General features: G+C 71.2%; 14 protein-coding genes. 11 read left to right on the top strand and 3 right to left on the bottom strand.

Going from position 1 to position 15,419, the window contains the following annotated elements; genetic code table 11:
* Window positions 1-14 precede the first annotated feature (14 nt).
* On the bottom strand, window positions 15-1,157 hold the full coding sequence (locus Vgi01_RS03800) for a cystathionine gamma-synthase (RefSeq protein ID WP_204290137.1): 1,143 nt from the start codon (window positions 1,155-1,157) through the stop codon (window positions 15-17).
* A 162-nt stretch (window positions 1,158-1,319) separates the two neighbouring features.
* Here Vgi01_RS03800 and Vgi01_RS03795 point away from each other — a divergent pair, with 162 nt between their 5' ends.
* The 8 genes from Vgi01_RS03795 to Vgi01_RS03760 all read left to right on the top strand — a co-directional run bounded on the left by Vgi01_RS03795 (window position 1,320) and on the right by Vgi01_RS03760 (window position 9,980).
* Window positions 1,320-1,733 carry an HIT family protein gene (locus tag Vgi01_RS03795; protein ID WP_102659671.1) on the top strand — a complete coding sequence of 138 codons (414 nt, stop codon included), beginning with the start codon at window positions 1,320-1,322 and terminating at the stop codon, window positions 1,731-1,733.
* Window positions 1,734-1,917: 184 nt separating this feature from the next.
* Complete coding sequence (gene msrA, locus Vgi01_RS03790; RefSeq protein ID WP_102659672.1) at window positions 1,918-2,577, top strand: peptide-methionine (S)-S-oxide reductase MsrA; 660 nt, start codon at window positions 1,918-1,920, stop codon at window positions 2,575-2,577.
* A gap of 116 nt (window positions 2,578-2,693) precedes the next feature.
* Window positions 2,694-3,107 (top strand): hypothetical protein, encoded by a 414-nt coding sequence (locus tag Vgi01_RS03785; protein ID WP_204290136.1) that lies wholly within the window; start codon window positions 2,694-2,696, stop codon window positions 3,105-3,107.
* A 253-nt stretch (window positions 3,108-3,360) separates the two neighbouring features.
* The gene (locus tag Vgi01_RS03780; protein WP_102659674.1) at window positions 3,361-5,145 is read left to right on the top strand and encodes an N-acetylglutaminylglutamine amidotransferase; all 1,785 of its coding nucleotides are present in this window, start codon (window positions 3,361-3,363) and stop codon (window positions 5,143-5,145) included.
* A 2-nt stretch (window positions 5,146-5,147) separates the two neighbouring features.
* Window positions 5,148-7,028, top strand: coding sequence for an N-acetylglutaminylglutamine synthetase (gene ngg, locus Vgi01_RS03775; RefSeq protein ID WP_102659675.1), 1,881 nt, complete (start codon window positions 5,148-5,150; stop codon window positions 7,026-7,028).
* On the top strand, window positions 7,025-8,218 hold the full coding sequence (locus tag Vgi01_RS03770) for an osmoprotectant NAGGN system M42 family peptidase (protein WP_102659676.1): 1,194 nt from the start codon (window positions 7,025-7,027) through the stop codon (window positions 8,216-8,218). Before ngg ends, Vgi01_RS03770 begins: the two co-directional genes overlap by 4 nt.
* Window positions 8,219-8,541: 323 nt before the next feature.
* Window positions 8,542-9,471 (top strand): ribonuclease Z, encoded by a 930-nt coding sequence (locus Vgi01_RS03765; protein ID WP_102659677.1) that lies wholly within the window; start codon window positions 8,542-8,544, stop codon window positions 9,469-9,471.
* Window positions 9,468-9,980 carry a GNAT family N-acetyltransferase gene (locus Vgi01_RS03760; protein ID WP_204290135.1) on the top strand — a complete coding sequence of 171 codons (513 nt, stop codon included), beginning with the start codon at window positions 9,468-9,470 and terminating at the stop codon, window positions 9,978-9,980. The genes Vgi01_RS03765 and Vgi01_RS03760 overlap by 4 nt, the downstream gene beginning before the upstream one ends.
* A gap of 134 nt (window positions 9,981-10,114) precedes the next feature.
* Here the strand turns inward: Vgi01_RS03760 and Vgi01_RS03755 are convergent, their stop codons facing one another.
* Window positions 10,115-11,485, bottom strand: a complete 1,371-nt coding sequence (locus Vgi01_RS03755) for a cystathionine beta-synthase (protein WP_102659679.1) — start codon at window positions 11,483-11,485, stop codon at window positions 10,115-10,117.
* Window positions 11,486-11,569: 84 nt separating this feature from the next.
* Window positions 11,570-11,926 carry a YkvA family protein gene (locus Vgi01_RS03750; RefSeq protein ID WP_013731647.1) on the bottom strand — a complete coding sequence of 119 codons (357 nt, stop codon included), beginning with the start codon at window positions 11,924-11,926 and terminating at the stop codon, window positions 11,570-11,572.
* A 140-nt stretch (window positions 11,927-12,066) separates the two neighbouring features.
* Here Vgi01_RS03750 and Vgi01_RS03745 point away from each other — a divergent pair, with 140 nt between their 5' ends.
* From Vgi01_RS03745 to Vgi01_RS03735, 3 genes are read left to right on the top strand one after another with little or no spacing between them, the layout of a single operon-like run.
* Window positions 12,067-13,116 (top strand): SGNH/GDSL hydrolase family protein, encoded by a 1,050-nt coding sequence (locus Vgi01_RS03745; RefSeq protein WP_102659680.1) that lies wholly within the window; start codon window positions 12,067-12,069, stop codon window positions 13,114-13,116.
* 52 nt (window positions 13,117-13,168) lie between these two features.
* Window positions 13,169-13,969, top strand: a complete 801-nt coding sequence (locus Vgi01_RS03740) for an SGNH/GDSL hydrolase family protein (RefSeq protein ID WP_204290134.1) — start codon at window positions 13,169-13,171, stop codon at window positions 13,967-13,969.
* 50 nt (window positions 13,970-14,019) lie between these two features.
* Window positions 14,020-15,279: an acetyl-CoA C-acetyltransferase gene (locus Vgi01_RS03735; RefSeq protein WP_204290133.1), complete on the top strand. Its 1,260-nt coding sequence runs from the start codon at window positions 14,020-14,022 to the stop codon at window positions 15,277-15,279.
* Window positions 15,280-15,419: the final 140 nt, after the last annotated feature.

Below are 15,419 nucleotides of genomic sequence, written 5' to 3'. Positions count from 1 at the left end.
CTCCCAGCCAGCGGTCAGCCCAGCGCCTGCTCCAGATCGGCGAGCAGGTCTTCGACCGTCTCGATGCCGACAGACAGTCGCACGAGATCGCCGGGAACTTCAAGCGGCGAGCCGGCAGCACTCGCGTGTGTCATCCGGCCCGGGTGCTCGATCAGGGATTCCACCCCGCCGAGCGACTCGGCGAGCACGAAGAGCTTGGCCCGGTTGCAGATCTCGACGGCGTGCTCCTCGCCGCCGGCGGCCCGGAACGAGATCATCCCGCCGAACCGGCGCATCTGCTTGGCCGCGACCTCGTGTCCAGGGTGGCTGGGCAGCCCCGGGTAGAGCACCTGGGCCACCTTGGCGTGCCCGTCCAGGTACCCGGCGATCCGCTCGGCGTTGTCGCAGTGCCGGTCCATCCGTACACCGAGGGTCTTGATCCCGCGCAGGGTCAGCCAGGCGTCGAACGGGCCGTTTACCGCGCCCATCGCGTTCTGGTGGTAGCGCAGTTCCTCGCCGAGCGCGGCGTCGGCCGCCACCAGGGCACCGCCGACCACATCGGAGTGTCCGCCGATGTACTTGGTGGTGGAGTGGACCACCACGTCGGCGCCGAGGGCGATCGGCTGCTGCAGGTACGGCGAGGCGAAGGTGTTGTCGACCACCAGCAGCGCGCCCGCGTCGTGCGCCACCGAGGCGAGGGTGGCGATGTCGGCGATGCCGAGCAGCGGGTTGGTCGGCGTCTCCAACCAGACGATCCTGGTGCTGCCGGGCCGGATCGCGGCCCGCACGGCATCCGGGTCGGAGACCTTCGCCGGGGTGTACGACAGTCCCCACCGCTCGGCCACCTTGGCGAAGAGCCGGTAGGTGCCGCCGTACGCGTCGTCGGGGATGACCACGTGGTCACCGGGGACGCAGACGGTACGCAGCAGGGCGTCCTCGGCGGCCAGGCCACTGGCGAAGGCCAGCCCGACCGGCCCGCCCTCCAGCGCGGCCAGGCACTCCTGCAGCGCGTCGCGGGTCGGGTTGCCGGAACGGCTGTATTCGTAGCCCTGTCGGGGCGCACCGACGGCGTCCTGGGCGTACGTGCTGGTCTGGTAAATAGGTGGGATCACCGCGCCGGTGCGGGCCTCCGGGTCCTGGCCGGCGTGGATGGCGAGCGTGTCGAAGCCGTGACTCATGCCCGGAACGTTAGTCGTCCAGTCCGTCCCAACGGACGGAACCCGTCACCCGCGCGGCGGCGCGATCCCGGGCGACGGCGACTTCACCGGGGGCACCGCCATCCCGATGCCCGTCGGCCTGTGGTGAGCGACGGGATCGGAGAGTTGCCCTAGCCTGGGGCGATGGCGGGCTGCGTGTTCTGCGGGATCGTGGCGGGCGAGATGCCCGCCTTCCGGGTCGTGGACGAGCCGGCCGGGTTGGCCTTCCTGGACACCCGGCCGGTGTTCAAGGGACACGTGCTGGTGGTGCCCCGCACCCACCTGGTCACCCTCGCTGACCTGCCGCCCGAGTCACTGGCCGACTACTTCGGGCTGGTCCGGCGGCTCGCCGTCGCGGTCGAGGCCGGGCTGGGCGCGGGCGGCACCTTCGTGGCGATGAACAATAAGGTGTCCCAGTCCGTCCCCCACCTGCACACCCACGTGGTGCCTCGCACCAAGGGGGACGGCCTGCGCGGCTTCTTCTGGCCGCGGACCCGCTACGCCGACGACGCCGAAGCCACCTCGTACGCCGACCGGATCCGTGCCGCCCTGCCCTGACGACCCCGGCCTCGTACCCCGAAATTGTTCGTTCAGGTTATTTCCCCGCTGCCGAACAAATTCGATTCCAGGAGTACGCGGAGACACGTTGGCGGCGGGAGCGGGCCTGACCGGCGGCGGGGCGGGTAAGGAAGTACGGTCCGCCGGTGTTGCACGCGGGGAAGGGTACGAAAGGAGTCCCATCGTGTTCCTCCGCCGCATGAAGGCCGAGATGATCTCCCCTGACCGGGCGCTGCCCGGCCGTCCGATAGCCATGCCGGTCGCCGACCGGCACGAGGTGCTCGGCACCCCGCTGAAGGGCCCGTTCCCCGAGGGGTCGCAGGTCGCGGTCTTCGGTATGGGGTGTTTCTGGGGCGCCGAGCGGTTGTTCTGGACCCTGCCGGGCGTGTTCACCACCTCGGCCGGTTACGCGGGTGGCTACACCCCGAACCCGACCTACGAGGAGGTCTGCTCCGGGATGACCGGGCACGCCGAGGTGGTCCAGGTCGTCTACGACCCGGCCCGGATCAGCTACGAGGACCTGCTCAAGGTCTTCTGGGAGAACCACGACCCGACCCAGGGCATGCGCCAGGGCAACGACGTGGGCACCCAGTACCGGTCGACGATCTACGCCACCACCGACGACCAGTTGGCGACGGCCGAGGCGTCCCGCGACGCGTTCGCGCCGATCGTGGCGCGCGCGGGCAAGGGCGAGATCACCACGGAGATCGACCGGCTCGGTGACTACTACCTGGCCGAGGACTATCACCAGCAGTACCTCGCCCCGACCAAGAACCCGAACGGCTACTGCAACCATGGCCCGAACGGGATGAGCTGCCCGGTCGGCGTGGCCAGGACGGCCTGAGCTTGCGGTAGTTCTGGCGCGGGTCCACGGGATCCGCGCCAGAACTGCCAACCTGGGCCGGGGCCGGCGAGGCCCCGGGCGTTGTCTCGGGGGCGGTATTGCTGCACGCTTCCCCTATGCGGACGATGGGCTACCCCGGCGAGTTTCGCGACGCGCCGTGGACGACGATCGAAGCCCGACTCGCCGAGTGGTGCGCCCGGTCGCCGCAGATGCGACCCATGCTTGACATCGTCAGGAGCGTCCTAGCCTCAGGAGCCGATGCCCACCTGGCCGGGTTGTTGTCCATGACGGACCTGGTCGTGGTCCCGACCCCGGTGATCAGCCCGCCGTACGACGAAGTGATCGTCCGGTACCAGGACCCATGGATCACGGTCGAGACGCTGACCCACAACGGCAGGAACGACCGCATCCGGCGCCCGGCCGAGGACGCTGTCCCCCTGTTCTGGCGCTTCATGATCGAAAAGTTTGGAATCCATCCGTCACCCAGCGGGGCGCCACCGGACGAAGAACTGGCCCGTACCGCCGGCTGAGCACGACCAGTAAGCGAAAAGGGGCCCGGTCTCACCGACCGGGCCTCTCGCTACGCGCCGGGTATTAGGGCGTACGTCACAGTGCGAAGAGCCAGCCGACCCGGGCATCCGGGCACGATGCGGCAGCCGACGCCCGAGGTCACGAACGAGGGCGCAGGCAGGTTACGCGGGGCGCGGATTCTAGCAAGTCTGTTACAGGACTGTCATTGTCTCAACAGGCAGACTGCAACATCCTCTGGCAGCATGTTCTGACATGTGCGGACTGGCTGGGGAATTCCGAACGGACGCGACGCGCGCAGATGTCATCGCGGTGGAACGGATGGCCGCCACGATGTGCGACCGCGGGCCTGACGGCAGCGGAGTGTGGTCGAACGGCCCGGTCGCGCTCGGCCACCGACGCCTGAAGATCATCGACCTTTCGGCGGCCAGCGGTCAGCCCATCGTGGATTCGACCACCGGGCTGTCGGCCGTCTTCAACGGCTGCATCTACAACTACCGCGAGCTGCGCGCCGAACTGTCGGCCAAGGGCCACCAGTTCTTCTCGACCGGGGACAGCGAGGTCGTGGTCAAGGCGTACGCCGAGTGGGGGCTCGACTTCGTCGACCACCTGATCGGGATGTTCGCCGTGGCGATCAGCGAGCGGGACAGCGGTCGCCTGGTACTCGCCCGGGACCGGCTCGGCATCAAGCCGCTCTACCTCGCCGAATCAGCAGGTGTGCTGCGGTTCGCCAGCACCCTGCCCGCCCTGCTGGCCGGCGGCGGCGTGGACACCACGATCGACCCGGTCGCGCTGGCGCACTATCTGAGCTTCCACAGCATCGTGCCGCCGCCGCGCACCATCCTGCGCGGGGTCAGCAAGCTGCCACCGGCCACCGTCCGGGTCTACGAGCCCGACGGCCGCAGCCACGAGCGGATCTACTGGAACCCGCCGTTCCTGCGCCGCGACGAGCACGCCGACTGGTCCGAGAAGGACTGGCAGGACGCCCTGCTCGAATCCCTGACCACCGCCGTACGCCGACGGATGGTGGCCGACGTGCCGGTCGGCGTGCTGCTCTCCGGTGGCTTGGACTCCAGCCTGGTGGTCGCACTGCTGGCCGGCGAGGGACAGCGGGGACTGTCCACCTTCTCCATCGGTTTCGACGCGGTCGGCGGCCGGGAGGGTGACGAGTTCCGCTACTCCGACGTGGTCGCCAAGACCTTCGACACCGACCACCACCAGATCCGGGTCGCCGCCCAGGATCTGGTGCCGCCGCTGGAGGCCGCCGTCGCGGCCATGAGCGAGCCCATGGTCAGCCACGACTGCGTGGCGTTCTACCTGCTCAGTCAGGAGGTGTCCCGGCACGTCAAGGTGGTGCAGTCCGGCCAGGGCGCCGACGAGATCCTCGGCGGCTACCACTGGTATCCGCCGCTGCACCGCATCGACCGCGAGCAGGCCCTCGACACGTACGCCCGGGCGTTCTTCGACCGGGACGCGGCCGGCCTGGCCCGGGTGCTCAACCCGGACTGGCTGGCCGAGGGGGACCCGGCGCGGGAGTTCGTCGCCGCGCACCTGGCCGCCCCCGGCGCGCAGACCGCCGTCGACGCCGGCCTGCGTATCGACACCCAGATCATGCTGACCGACGATCCGGTCAAGCGGGTCGACAACATGACAATGGCGCACGGGCTGGAGGCCCGGGTGCCTTTCCTGGATCACGAGTTCGTGGAACTGGCCGCCGCCTGCCCGCCCGAGCTGAAGCTCGCCCAGGGCGGCAAGGGCGTCCTCAAGGAGATCGGCCGCCGGGTGCTGCCGCACGAGGTGATCGACCGGCCGAAGGGTTACTTCCCGGTGCCGGGCCTCACCCACCTGGAGGGCAAGCTCCTCGACCGGGTACGGGACGCGTTGCACGCGCCCGAGGCCCGTCGCCGCGACCTTTTCCGCCCCGATTACGTCAACGCCCTGCTCGACGCACCCAACGCCGAACTGACCCCGTTGAACGGAAACAAACTGTGGCAACTCGGACTCCTGGAAATGTGGCTCCAGAGCCACGGAATCGACTGACCGTGACCGACACCCTGGCCACCGGGGTAGCTCGGACCGACCGGGGCCGCGGACGGCGGTACGAGCGGGTCGGCCCGGGCGGTGATCCGATCGCCGCAGGCGGCAGCGCCGACCCCGGCGAGGACGCCGAACGCCCGCGCGACGACGCAGGTGTCGTGCTCGACTGCGGCTGGGGGCGGCTGGTCTTCGGCCAGACCTTCCATGACCAGGCTGCGGTCGCCGACATCCTGCGCTCCGAGGCGGCCGGCGCCCGCGACATCTGCATCTACCTGCGGGATCCGCACGTGTTGGTGTCCCGCCTGCCCGACGAGTTGTTCATCGACCCGTCGCTGACCTACCGGCTGCCGCTGTACGGCCCCCGGGCCGACACCGGCACCGGCGAGCAGACCGGCAGCGCCGGCACCCCGGCGCTCACCGGCGGCCCACCGGAGCTGCCGGGGGTGCGCATCCGTCGGCTGCGCGACGCCGCCGACGCGGACGCGGTCAACCGGATCTACGCGTCCAACGGCATGGTCACCGCACCGGTCGAGGTGCTCGTGGACAACGCCGCCACCGACCGCTTCCTGCACCTGGTGGCGGAGGTGACGACCGGCGAGATCGTCGGCACCATCACCGGCATCGATCACGTCGCGGTCTTCGACGACCCGGACAACGGTGCCAGCCTCTGGTGCCTGACCGTCGACTTCAACCAGGCGCCGCCGGGCACCGGCCAGGCGCTGATCACCGAGCTGGCCGCCCGGCTGGTCGCCCGGGGTCGGGCGTACGTCGACCTGTCGGTGCTCGCCGAGAACGTCGGCGCGATCCGCCTCTACGAGCGGCTCGGCTTCTACCGCACCGCGACGCTCTGCGTGAAGCGCAAGAACCCGATCAACGAACGGCTGTTCCTGCCCGCCATGCCGGAGGGGTACGACCAGCTCAACCCGTACGCGAAGATCGTCGCTGACGAGGCGATGCGGCGCGGCATCCGGGTGGAGGTGACCGACCCGCAGTGGGGTGAGCTGCGGCTGTCCACCGGTGGCCGGACGATCCTCACCCGCGAGTCGCTGTCCGAGCTGACCTCGGCGGTGGCGATGAGCCGCTGCGACGACAAACGGGTCACCCGCCGGATCCTGGCCGAGGCCGGGCTGTCCGTGCCGCGCGGACGCACCGCCACCGGGGACGCCGCCGACGCCGAGTTCCTGGCCGAGGTGGGCGAGTTGGTCGTCAAGCCGGCCCGCGGCGAGCAGGGCAACGGCATCACCGTCGGGGTCAGGACGCCCGAGGCGCTGGCCGCCGCGGTCGAGCTGGCCGCACGGTACTGCACGGAGGTGCTGCTGGAGGAGCTGTGCGCCGGTGAGGACCTCCGGGTAGTCATGATCGATCACGAGGTGGTGGCCGCTGCGGTCCGCCGTCCCGCGTCGGTCACCGGTGACGGGGTGCACGACATCGCCGAGCTGATCGAGCGGCAGAGCCGTCGTCGGGCCGCCGCCACCGGTGGCGAGTCCCGCATCCCGCTTGACGACATGACCCGCGACGTGGTCGCCGAGGCCGGGTACGCGCTGCACGACGTCCTGCCCGAGGGGCAGGTGCTGGCCGTACGCCGCACCGCGAACCTGCACACCGGCGGCACCATCCACGACGTCACCGGGGAGTTGCATCCGGTGATCGCCGAGGCGTGCGTGGCCGCCAGCCGGGCCCTGGACATCCCGGTCACCGGTCTGGACCTGCTGGTACCGGCACCGGATCAGCCCGAGCACGTCTTCATCGAGGCCAACGAGCGGCCCGGGTTGGCCAACCACGAGCCGCAGCCCACCGCGGAACGGTTCGTGGATCTCCTCTTTCCCGGGACGCGGGCACCGCAACGGCTCTGGACCCCGGCGGGTGCGGCACCATCTGGGGCATGACCGTACGCAAGACCATTCCGCTGCCGCTCGACCTGGACTACCTGCACCAAGTGCTGCTCGAACTGCTGGACATCCCCAGCCCTTCGGGGCGTACCGACCACGTGCAGCAGTACGTCGGCGAGCGGTTGTCCGCGCTCGGCATCCCGTCGACGTTGACCCGCCGGGGTGCGCTCAGCGCCTGCCTGCCCGGCCCTCGGGAGCACGGGGCGGACCGGGCGATCGTGGTGCACACCGACACCATCGGCGGGATGGTCAAGCGGCTCAAGGAGAACGGCCGGCTCGAACTCAAGCCGATCGGCACGCACAGCGCCCGGTTCGCCGAAGGGGCCCACGTCCGGATCTTCACCGACGACCTGGAGCGGGTGATCACCGGTCAGGTGCTGCCGCTCAAGGCCAGCGGCCACCGCTACAACGAGGCGGTCGACGAGCAGGGCATCGGCTGGGAGCAGGTCGAGGTACGCGTCGACGAGCCGGTGGAGGACATCGACGGCCTGCGGGCGCTCGGCATCGACGCGGGCGACTTCGTGGCGTTCCTGCCCAACCCGACCGTCACCCCCAGCGGGTACGTCAAGTCCCGTCACCTGGACGACAAGGCCGGGGTGGCCGCGGTGCTCACCGCGATCAAGGCGATGGTCGACGCGGGGGTGCAGCCGGCCGTCACCGCGCACCTGCTGATCACCGTGACCGAGGAGATCGGCCACGGTGCCTCGCACGGCCTCGACCCGGACGTCGCGGAGATCGTCTCGGTCGACGCCGCGGTGGTCGCCCCCGGGCAGCAGTCCCGGGAGGACGCCGCCACCCTGGCCATGGGCGACGGGGTGGGCCCGTTCGACTACCACCTCACCCGCAACCTGGCCGCCATCGCCCGGGAGCACGGCGTGGAGCTGGTCCGCGACGTCTTCGACTACTACCGCTCGGACGTGGCGGCGGCGGTGGAGGCCGGCGCGCACGCCCGGGTGGCGCTGCTCGGCTTCGGCGTCGACGCCACCCACGGCCACGAACGCACCCACCTGGAGGGGCTGCGGCAGTTGGCCCAACTGCTCTGCCTCTACCTGCAGAGCGACCTGGTCTTCCCGGAGTGGGACGCCGAGCCCGAGGGTGACCTGGCGAACTTCCCGTCCCTGTCGGTGCAGCCGGCCAGCGAGGACGGCCCCCGCGAGGGTCCGATAGGTATCGCCCCCGGCTCGTGACCCGCCGGCCCCGGCATTCCCGGGGCGGCTGTGATCGAAATCCGTTGCCGCCGGCTTCGGCGCTGGATAGCGTGGCGGTACACGGGAAAGGAGGTGGTCCAGACTTGTATAGCAATCGGACTCGTGAGGTGGCTGTCCGCTAGCCGCTGTCCTCGACAGTGACCGTCTGATCCCAGGCGGGCAGTAAGAAGTCGTCGAGACCGTGTGGCAGCGGTGCGGCGAAACCACGACAAGCCACCCGACCCCCGGGGTGCCGACCCAGTCCAGTCGGCCCGCGTTCGCGCGGAAGCCCCGGGGGTCGCTTCATTCCACGGGAGGCCGCCGTGTCGATGCGTGAGCTGGTGGTGCTCGGTACGGCCAGCCAGGCCCCGACCCGGGCCCGCAACCACAACGGGTACGTGCTGCGCTGGGACGACGAGGTGATCCTCTTCGACCCGGGAGAGGGCAGCCAGCGGCAACTGCTGCACACCACGGTCACCGCCACCGACCTGACCCGGATCTGCATCACCCACTTCCACGGCGATCACTGCCTCGGCCTGCCCGGCACCATCCAGCGGCTCTCCCTGGACCGGGTCTCCCGCCCGGTGGCGGTGCACTTCCCGGCCGAGGGTGCCGAGTACTTCGCCCGACTGCGGCACGCCAGCTCCTTCTACGAGACCGCCGAGCTGGCGGTGACGCCGATCGAGGCGGACGGGCAGCGCATCGCGTTGCGCTGCGGCACGCTGGAGGCCCGTCGACTGCGGCACCCGATCGACACGTACGGCTATCGGCTGGTGGAGCCGGACGGCTGCCGGATGCTGCCGGAGCGGCTGGCCGCGTACGGCATCGGTGGGCCGGCGGTCGGCGAGTTGCAGCGCGTCGGCCACCTCGACCTCGACGGGCGACGCGTCACCCGCGACGAGGTGAGCGTGCCGCGACCGGGGCAGCGGTTCGCCTTCGTGATGGACACCGGCCTCTGCGACGGGGTGTACGCGCTGGCCGAGCAGGCCGACCTGCTGGTGATCGAGTCGACCTTCCTGGAGTCGGAGGCGGCGCTCGCCGCCGAGGTAGGCCACCTGACCGCCGGCCAGGCCGCGCGGGTGGCGGCCGAGTCGGGGGTACGCCGTCTCGTGCTCACCCACTTCTCCCAGCGGTACGCCGACCCGCGCCGTTTCGCCGACGAGGCCCGCGCCCACTTCGACGGCGACCTGGTGATCGCCGAGGACCTCACCACCGTGCAGGTCCCACCCCGGCGGGTACCCTCGGCTGGGTGACTGTCACGCTGCGTGCCGCGACCGCTGACGATATCGCCGCGGTGGGCCGGCTCCACCAGCGTTCGCGGGTCGCCGCGTACTCGTCGATCCTGCCGCCCGAGGCACTTGCCGACCCGACGCCGGAGGCGATGGCCGAGTACTGGACGCTCCGGTGGAGCTATGAGCGGTCCGACCATCGGATGACCGTGGCCGAGCGGGACGGCACCCTGGTCGGTTTCAGTTACCTCGGGCCGGACGACGAGGACGACCCGCACACCGGCCTGCTCAACGCCATCCACCTGGAGCCGGCCGAGCGTGGTCGCGGCGTCGGCCGGACCTTGATGATCGACGCGCTGGCCGCCATGGGGCGGCGCGGTTGGCGGCGCGCGGTGCTCTGGGTGCTGCGCGACAACGCGCACGCCCGCCGCTTCTACGAGCGCGGCGGCTGGCAACGGACCGGGCTGGAACGCGACGAGACGGTCGGCCCGTTCCCCGTCCGCCAACTCCGCTACACCCGCGACCTGATGTAAGGAAGGGCACCCTCTTAACGCCTGCGGTAGAGGAAGGGCCCCCTGTTAACACTCGGTCCCGCAACGGGCGGGCGGGTGTTAACAAGGGGCCCCTGCTATGCATAGGGCGTTAAAAGGGTGCCCTTCCTTACACCTCAGCGGGCGCCGAGGTGGGCGAGCAGGTCCTGACGGGTGAGGACGCCCTTGGGCTTGCCGTCGATCAACACCAGGGCGGCGTCGGACTTCTCCAGCAGGTTGACCGCCTCGCTGACCGGCTGGCCACCACCGACCATCGGCAGCGGCGGTGCCATGTGCCGCTCGATCGTGTCGTGCAGCTGGGCCTGGCCAGTGAACAGGGCGTCGAGCAGGTCCCGCTCGGCGATCGAGCCGGCCACCTCGCCGGTCACCACGGGCGGCTCGGCCTTGAGCACCGGCAACTGCGAGACGCCGTACTCGCGCATGTAGTCGACCGCGTCCCGGACCGTCTCGGTCGGGTGGACGTGCACCAGCTCGGGCAGGCCACCCGGCTTACCGGCCAGCGCCTCGGCCACGGTCGGCTCGGAGCCGGAGTTGTCGAGGAAGCCGTACCGGGCCATCCAGGTGTCGTTGAAGATCTTGGAGAGGTAGCCCCGGCCGCCGTCCGGCAGCAGCACCACGACCACGTCGTCCGGGCCGGCGGAGCGGGCCACCTCCAGCGCGGCCACCGCCGCCATCCCGCAGGAGCCGCCGACCAGCAGGCCCTCCTCGCGGGCCAGCCGCCGGGTCATCTCGAAGGACTGCTTGTCCGACACCTCGATGATCTGGTCGGCCACGCTGCGGTCGTACGTCTCCGGCCAGAAGTCCTCACCGACGCCCTCGACCAGGTACGGACGGCCGGTGCCGCCGGAGTAGACCGAGCCCTCCGGGTCCGCGCCGATGACCTTCACCGTCCCGCCGGAGGCCTCCTTGAGGTACCGGCCGATGCCGGAGATGGTGCCGCCGGTGCCGACGCCGGCCACGAAGTGGGTGATCCGCCCCTCGGTCTGCTTCCACAGCTCCGGGCCGGTCACCTCGTAGTGCGAACGCGGGTTCGCCGGGTTGGAATACTGGTTGGGCTTCCAGGCCCCGGGGATCTCCCGGGCCAGCCGGTCGGAGACGTTGTAGTACGAGCGAGGGTCCTCCGGCGCGACGGCGGTCGGGCAGACCACCACCTCGGCGCCGTACGCCCGCAGCACGTCCTGCTTGTCCTGGCTGACCTTGTCGGGGCAGACGAAGACGCACTTGTAGCCCTTGAGCTGGGCCACCAGGGCCAGCCCGACGCCGGTGTTGCCGCTGGTCGGCTCGACGATGGTGCCACCGGGCTTGAGGATGCCCGCGGCCTCCGCGTCCTCCACCATGCGCAGCGCGATCCGGTCCTTCACCGACCCGCCGGGGTTGAGGTACTCCACCTTCGCCAACACGGTGGCCTGGATGCCCTCGGCCACGTTGCGCAGCCGCACCAGCGGGGTGTTGCCGATCAACTCGACGACGTTGTCGTAGTACTGCACCTCGTTGTGCCCTTTCCTTCGACGCCGGCGCCGCAGGCCTGGCGAGGTATCTGGCGTGAAATTCCCGCGCCAAGGGTACGTGGATCAGGGCACCACGTGACCAGGGACCACGGTGCTGGTGCGGGCCTCCCACTCCAGGAACCGCTCGGTCTCGGCGAGCACGGCCCCGGCCAGCCAGGTCACCATCACCGCATCGTCGATCAACCCGAACACCGTCAGGAACAACTCCGGGACCGCGTCGACCGGGGAGACGATGTACGCCGTCGCCGCCGTCATCATGGCCAGTCGAAGGCCCCCGTCGTACCGGCCGCGGGCCGTGGCGGCGATCATCCTGGGCAGCGCGCCGATCCGCGCGCCGAGCGACGGTCCGCCCCGCGCGCCGGCGGTCAGTGCCCTGCCCAGGGCCACGAAGGCGGCACCCCGCTTCAACGTCCTAGCCATCGTCTTGCTCCTCTCCACGTGCAGCGTGACGACCCGACGCAACACCCTGCAATCAAATACCCAGAGCTGTCAGTTTCCAGGCCAACGGGTGCAGTTGGCGAGCACCGCGGAACGTCGTACCGGCGCGCTAATGTCGCCCTATGGGGGCCGTTGGTTCTGTCGTACCGGACCGTCCGCGTTTGCAGCGCGCCTGGCGGGTGGCCCGACTGGCCGCGTTCGGCACCGGCGCCACCGCGGCGGCTGCGGCCGCCGCCACCGGCATTCTGCTCGGTCAGGCCCGTCAGGCCCGCCGCACCATCCCGATGGCCGAGGCACCGCCACCGCGCTGCGACGGGGTCTACGGGGCCAAGTGTCCCGGCCCGGCGCTCAACCTGGTCGTGCTCGGCGACTCCTCCGCCGCCGGCTACGGCGTGCACCGCCGCCGGGAGACGCCCGGCGCACTACTGGCCACCGGCCTGTCCCGGCGGCTGCAACGCCCGGTGCGGCTGCGCTGCTTCGCGGTGGTCGGTGCCATCTCCGCCGGCCTCAAGTTCCAGGTCGAGGCGGCGCTGGAGGGCGACCCGGACATCGCGGTCATCCTGATCGGCGGCAACGACGTGACGAACCGTGCCCCCCTCGGCCTGGCCGTGCGACACCTCGTCGAGGGGGTCCGGGCACTGCGTGCGGCAGGTGCCGAGGTGGTCGTCGGCACCTGCCCTGACCTGGGCACGATCCGCCCCATCCAGCCACCGCTGCGCTGGCTGGCCCGCCGGTGGAGCCGCCAACTCGCCGCCGCCCAGACCGTGGCCGTGGTCTCGGCCGGCGGCTGGACGGTCTCCCTCGGCGATCTGCTGGGGCCACGTTTCACCGCCGAGCCGGGGCGAATGTTCGCCTGGGACCGGTTCCATCCCTCCGCTGAGGGGTACGCGGTGGCAGCCGCCGCCATTCTGCCCACCGCACTGGCCGCACTCGGCCATGGAGCGGAACGCAGGCCTTCGCCAACCCGCGTCGAAGGCGTACGGTCGTTGCCGAAGGCCGCTCACGAAGCGGCGAGGCATCCGGGGACGGAGGTCAGCGGCACGCAGGTCCGTGGCAGCGAGAGCGGTCCGGGCGGCCGCTGGGCGCAACTGCGTCGCCGAGGGCTGTTCGGTGTCGGTGCGGTGTCACAACCGGCCGGTGCCGACTCACCCGCAGTGGAGGAACTCAGATGACCGAGCGGACGATGCTCCCGTTCACCCGTGCTACCCGGGCCGGGGCAGCACGATGAACAGCACCCCCGGCGGCCGGCTCGCCGGCTGGCTGGCCCGTACGGCCGCAGCCTCCCTGCTCGCCGGCACGATCGGCGGCGCGGCGGTGCTCGCCGGGCAGGCCGTGGTGGCCCGCAGCCGCCGCTACGCCCAGCCCGAGCTGGGTCTGGCGCTGCGTGCCACGGTCGGCCGGACCGGGGCCCCGCCGCTGCGGCTGGTCCTGCTGGGTGACTCGTCCGCCCTCGGGGTCGGCGTCGATCGACTCGGCGACACCATCGGCGGGCAGTTGGCCGAGCTTCTCGCGGAAGGTGCGGCGGGGCGTCAGGTGCGGCTGTCCAGCGTCGGTGTCTCCGGGTCACGCTCCACAGACCTGGCGACCCAGGTGGCCCGGGCGCTGCTCGGCGAGCAGCCGGACGTGGCGGTCATCCTGATCGGGGCGAACGACGCCACCACCCTGCGCCGCCCGACCGACGCCGCCGCCTACCTCGGCGCGGCAGTGCACCGACTCCGTCAGGCCGGCGTCGAGGTCGTCGTCGGCACCTGCCCGGATCTCGGCGCGGTACGCGCCATCGCTCCACCGCTGCGGCAGATCGTCGGCTGGGTCGGCCGCCAGGTCGGCCGCGCCCAGACCAAGGCGGTCCTCGACGCCGGCGGGACGGTGGTCGATCTGGCCGCCGAGACCGGCCAGGTGTTCCGGGCAGACCCCGGCACGTTCTGCCACGACGGCTACCACCCCTCCGCCGACGGCTACCGCGTCTGGGCGCACGCGCTCCTGCCGGCGGTGGCCGCCGCAGCGGCCGTCTCTCCCCGCCGCTGACCGCCACCGGCCGCTTCCCTCACAAGTTACTGGCGGGTTAACGTTGGGTCATGCCGATTGAGTCGCCACGCGATGCCGTGATCGTCGCCACCGCCCGCTCGCCCATCGGTCGGGCACACAAGGGCTCCCTCCGTGACCTCCGCCCCGACGACCTCGCCGCCACCATCGTGCAGGCCGCCCTGGACAAGCTCCCCCAGCTCGACCGGCAGGAGATCGACGACCTCTACCTGGGATGCGGTCTGCCCGGCGGCGAGCAGGGCTTCAACATGGCCCGCGTGGTCACCATCCTGATGGGCCTGGACCAGGTGCCCGGGGCGACCCTCACCCGCTACTGCGCCTCGTCGCTGCAGACCACCCGGATGGCGATGCACGCGATCCGGGCCGGTGAGGGCGACGTGTTCATCTCCGCCGGGGTCGAGGCCGTCTCCCGGTACGCCCGGGGCAGCTCCGACGGCCTGCCGCCGGAGGCGCAGGCCCTCGTGGGCCGCTGGGAGAACCCGCGCTTCGCCGAGGCTCGCAAGCGCTCCAAGGCCCGCTCCGAGGGCGACGCACCGGTCTGGACCGACCCGCGCGACGAGGGCGCGCTCCCCGACGTCTACCTCGCCATGGGGCAGACCGCGGAAAACCTGGCCCAGGTGTACGACATCTCCCGCGCGGACATGGACGAGTTCGGCGTACGCAGCCAGAACCTGGCTGAGAAGGCGATCGCGGACGGCTTCTGGGCCCGCGAGATCACCCCGGTGACCACCCCGGACGGCACGGTGGTCAGCACCGACGACGGCCCGCGTGCCGGGGTGACCCTGGAGGCCGTCTCCGCCCTCAAGCCGGTCTTCCGGCCGGACGGCCGGATCACCGCCGGCAACTGCTGCCCGCTCAACGACGGGGCCGCCGCCGTGGTCATCATGAGCGCCCAGCGGGCACAGGAACTGGGCATCACCCCACTTGCCCGGATCATCTCCACCGGCGTCACCGCGCTGTCCCCGGAGATCATGGGACTCGGCCCGGTCGAGGCGAGCCGGCAGGCCCTCAAGCGGGCCGGCATGACCATCGACGACGTCGACCTCGTCGAGATCAACGAGGCGTTCGCCGCCCAGGTCATCCCGTCGTACCGCCAGCTCGGTATCCCCGAGGAGAAGCTGAACGTGATGGGCGGGGCGATCGCCGTCGGCCACCCGTTCGGGATGACCGGCGCGCGGATCACCGGAACCCTGCTCAACGCCCTCCAGTGGCACGACAAGACCATCGGTCTGGAGACCATGTGCGTCGGCGGCGGACAGGGCATGGCCATGGTCCTGGAACGCCTCAGCTGAGAGCTCGCGGCTCGGCGCTCGGCGCTCGGCGCTCGGCGGCTCGGCGCTCGGCGCTCGGCGGCTCGGCGCTCGGCGGCTCGGCGCTCGGCGCTCGGCGCTCGGCGGCTCGGCGCTCGGCGCTCGGCGCTCGGCGGCTCGGC

This window comes from Micromonospora gifhornensis (assembly GCF_016863515.1).
Lineage (GTDB): Bacteria > Actinomycetota > Actinomycetes > Mycobacteriales > Micromonosporaceae > Micromonospora > Micromonospora gifhornensis.
This window is presented reverse-complemented; position numbering and strand designations above follow the sequence as displayed.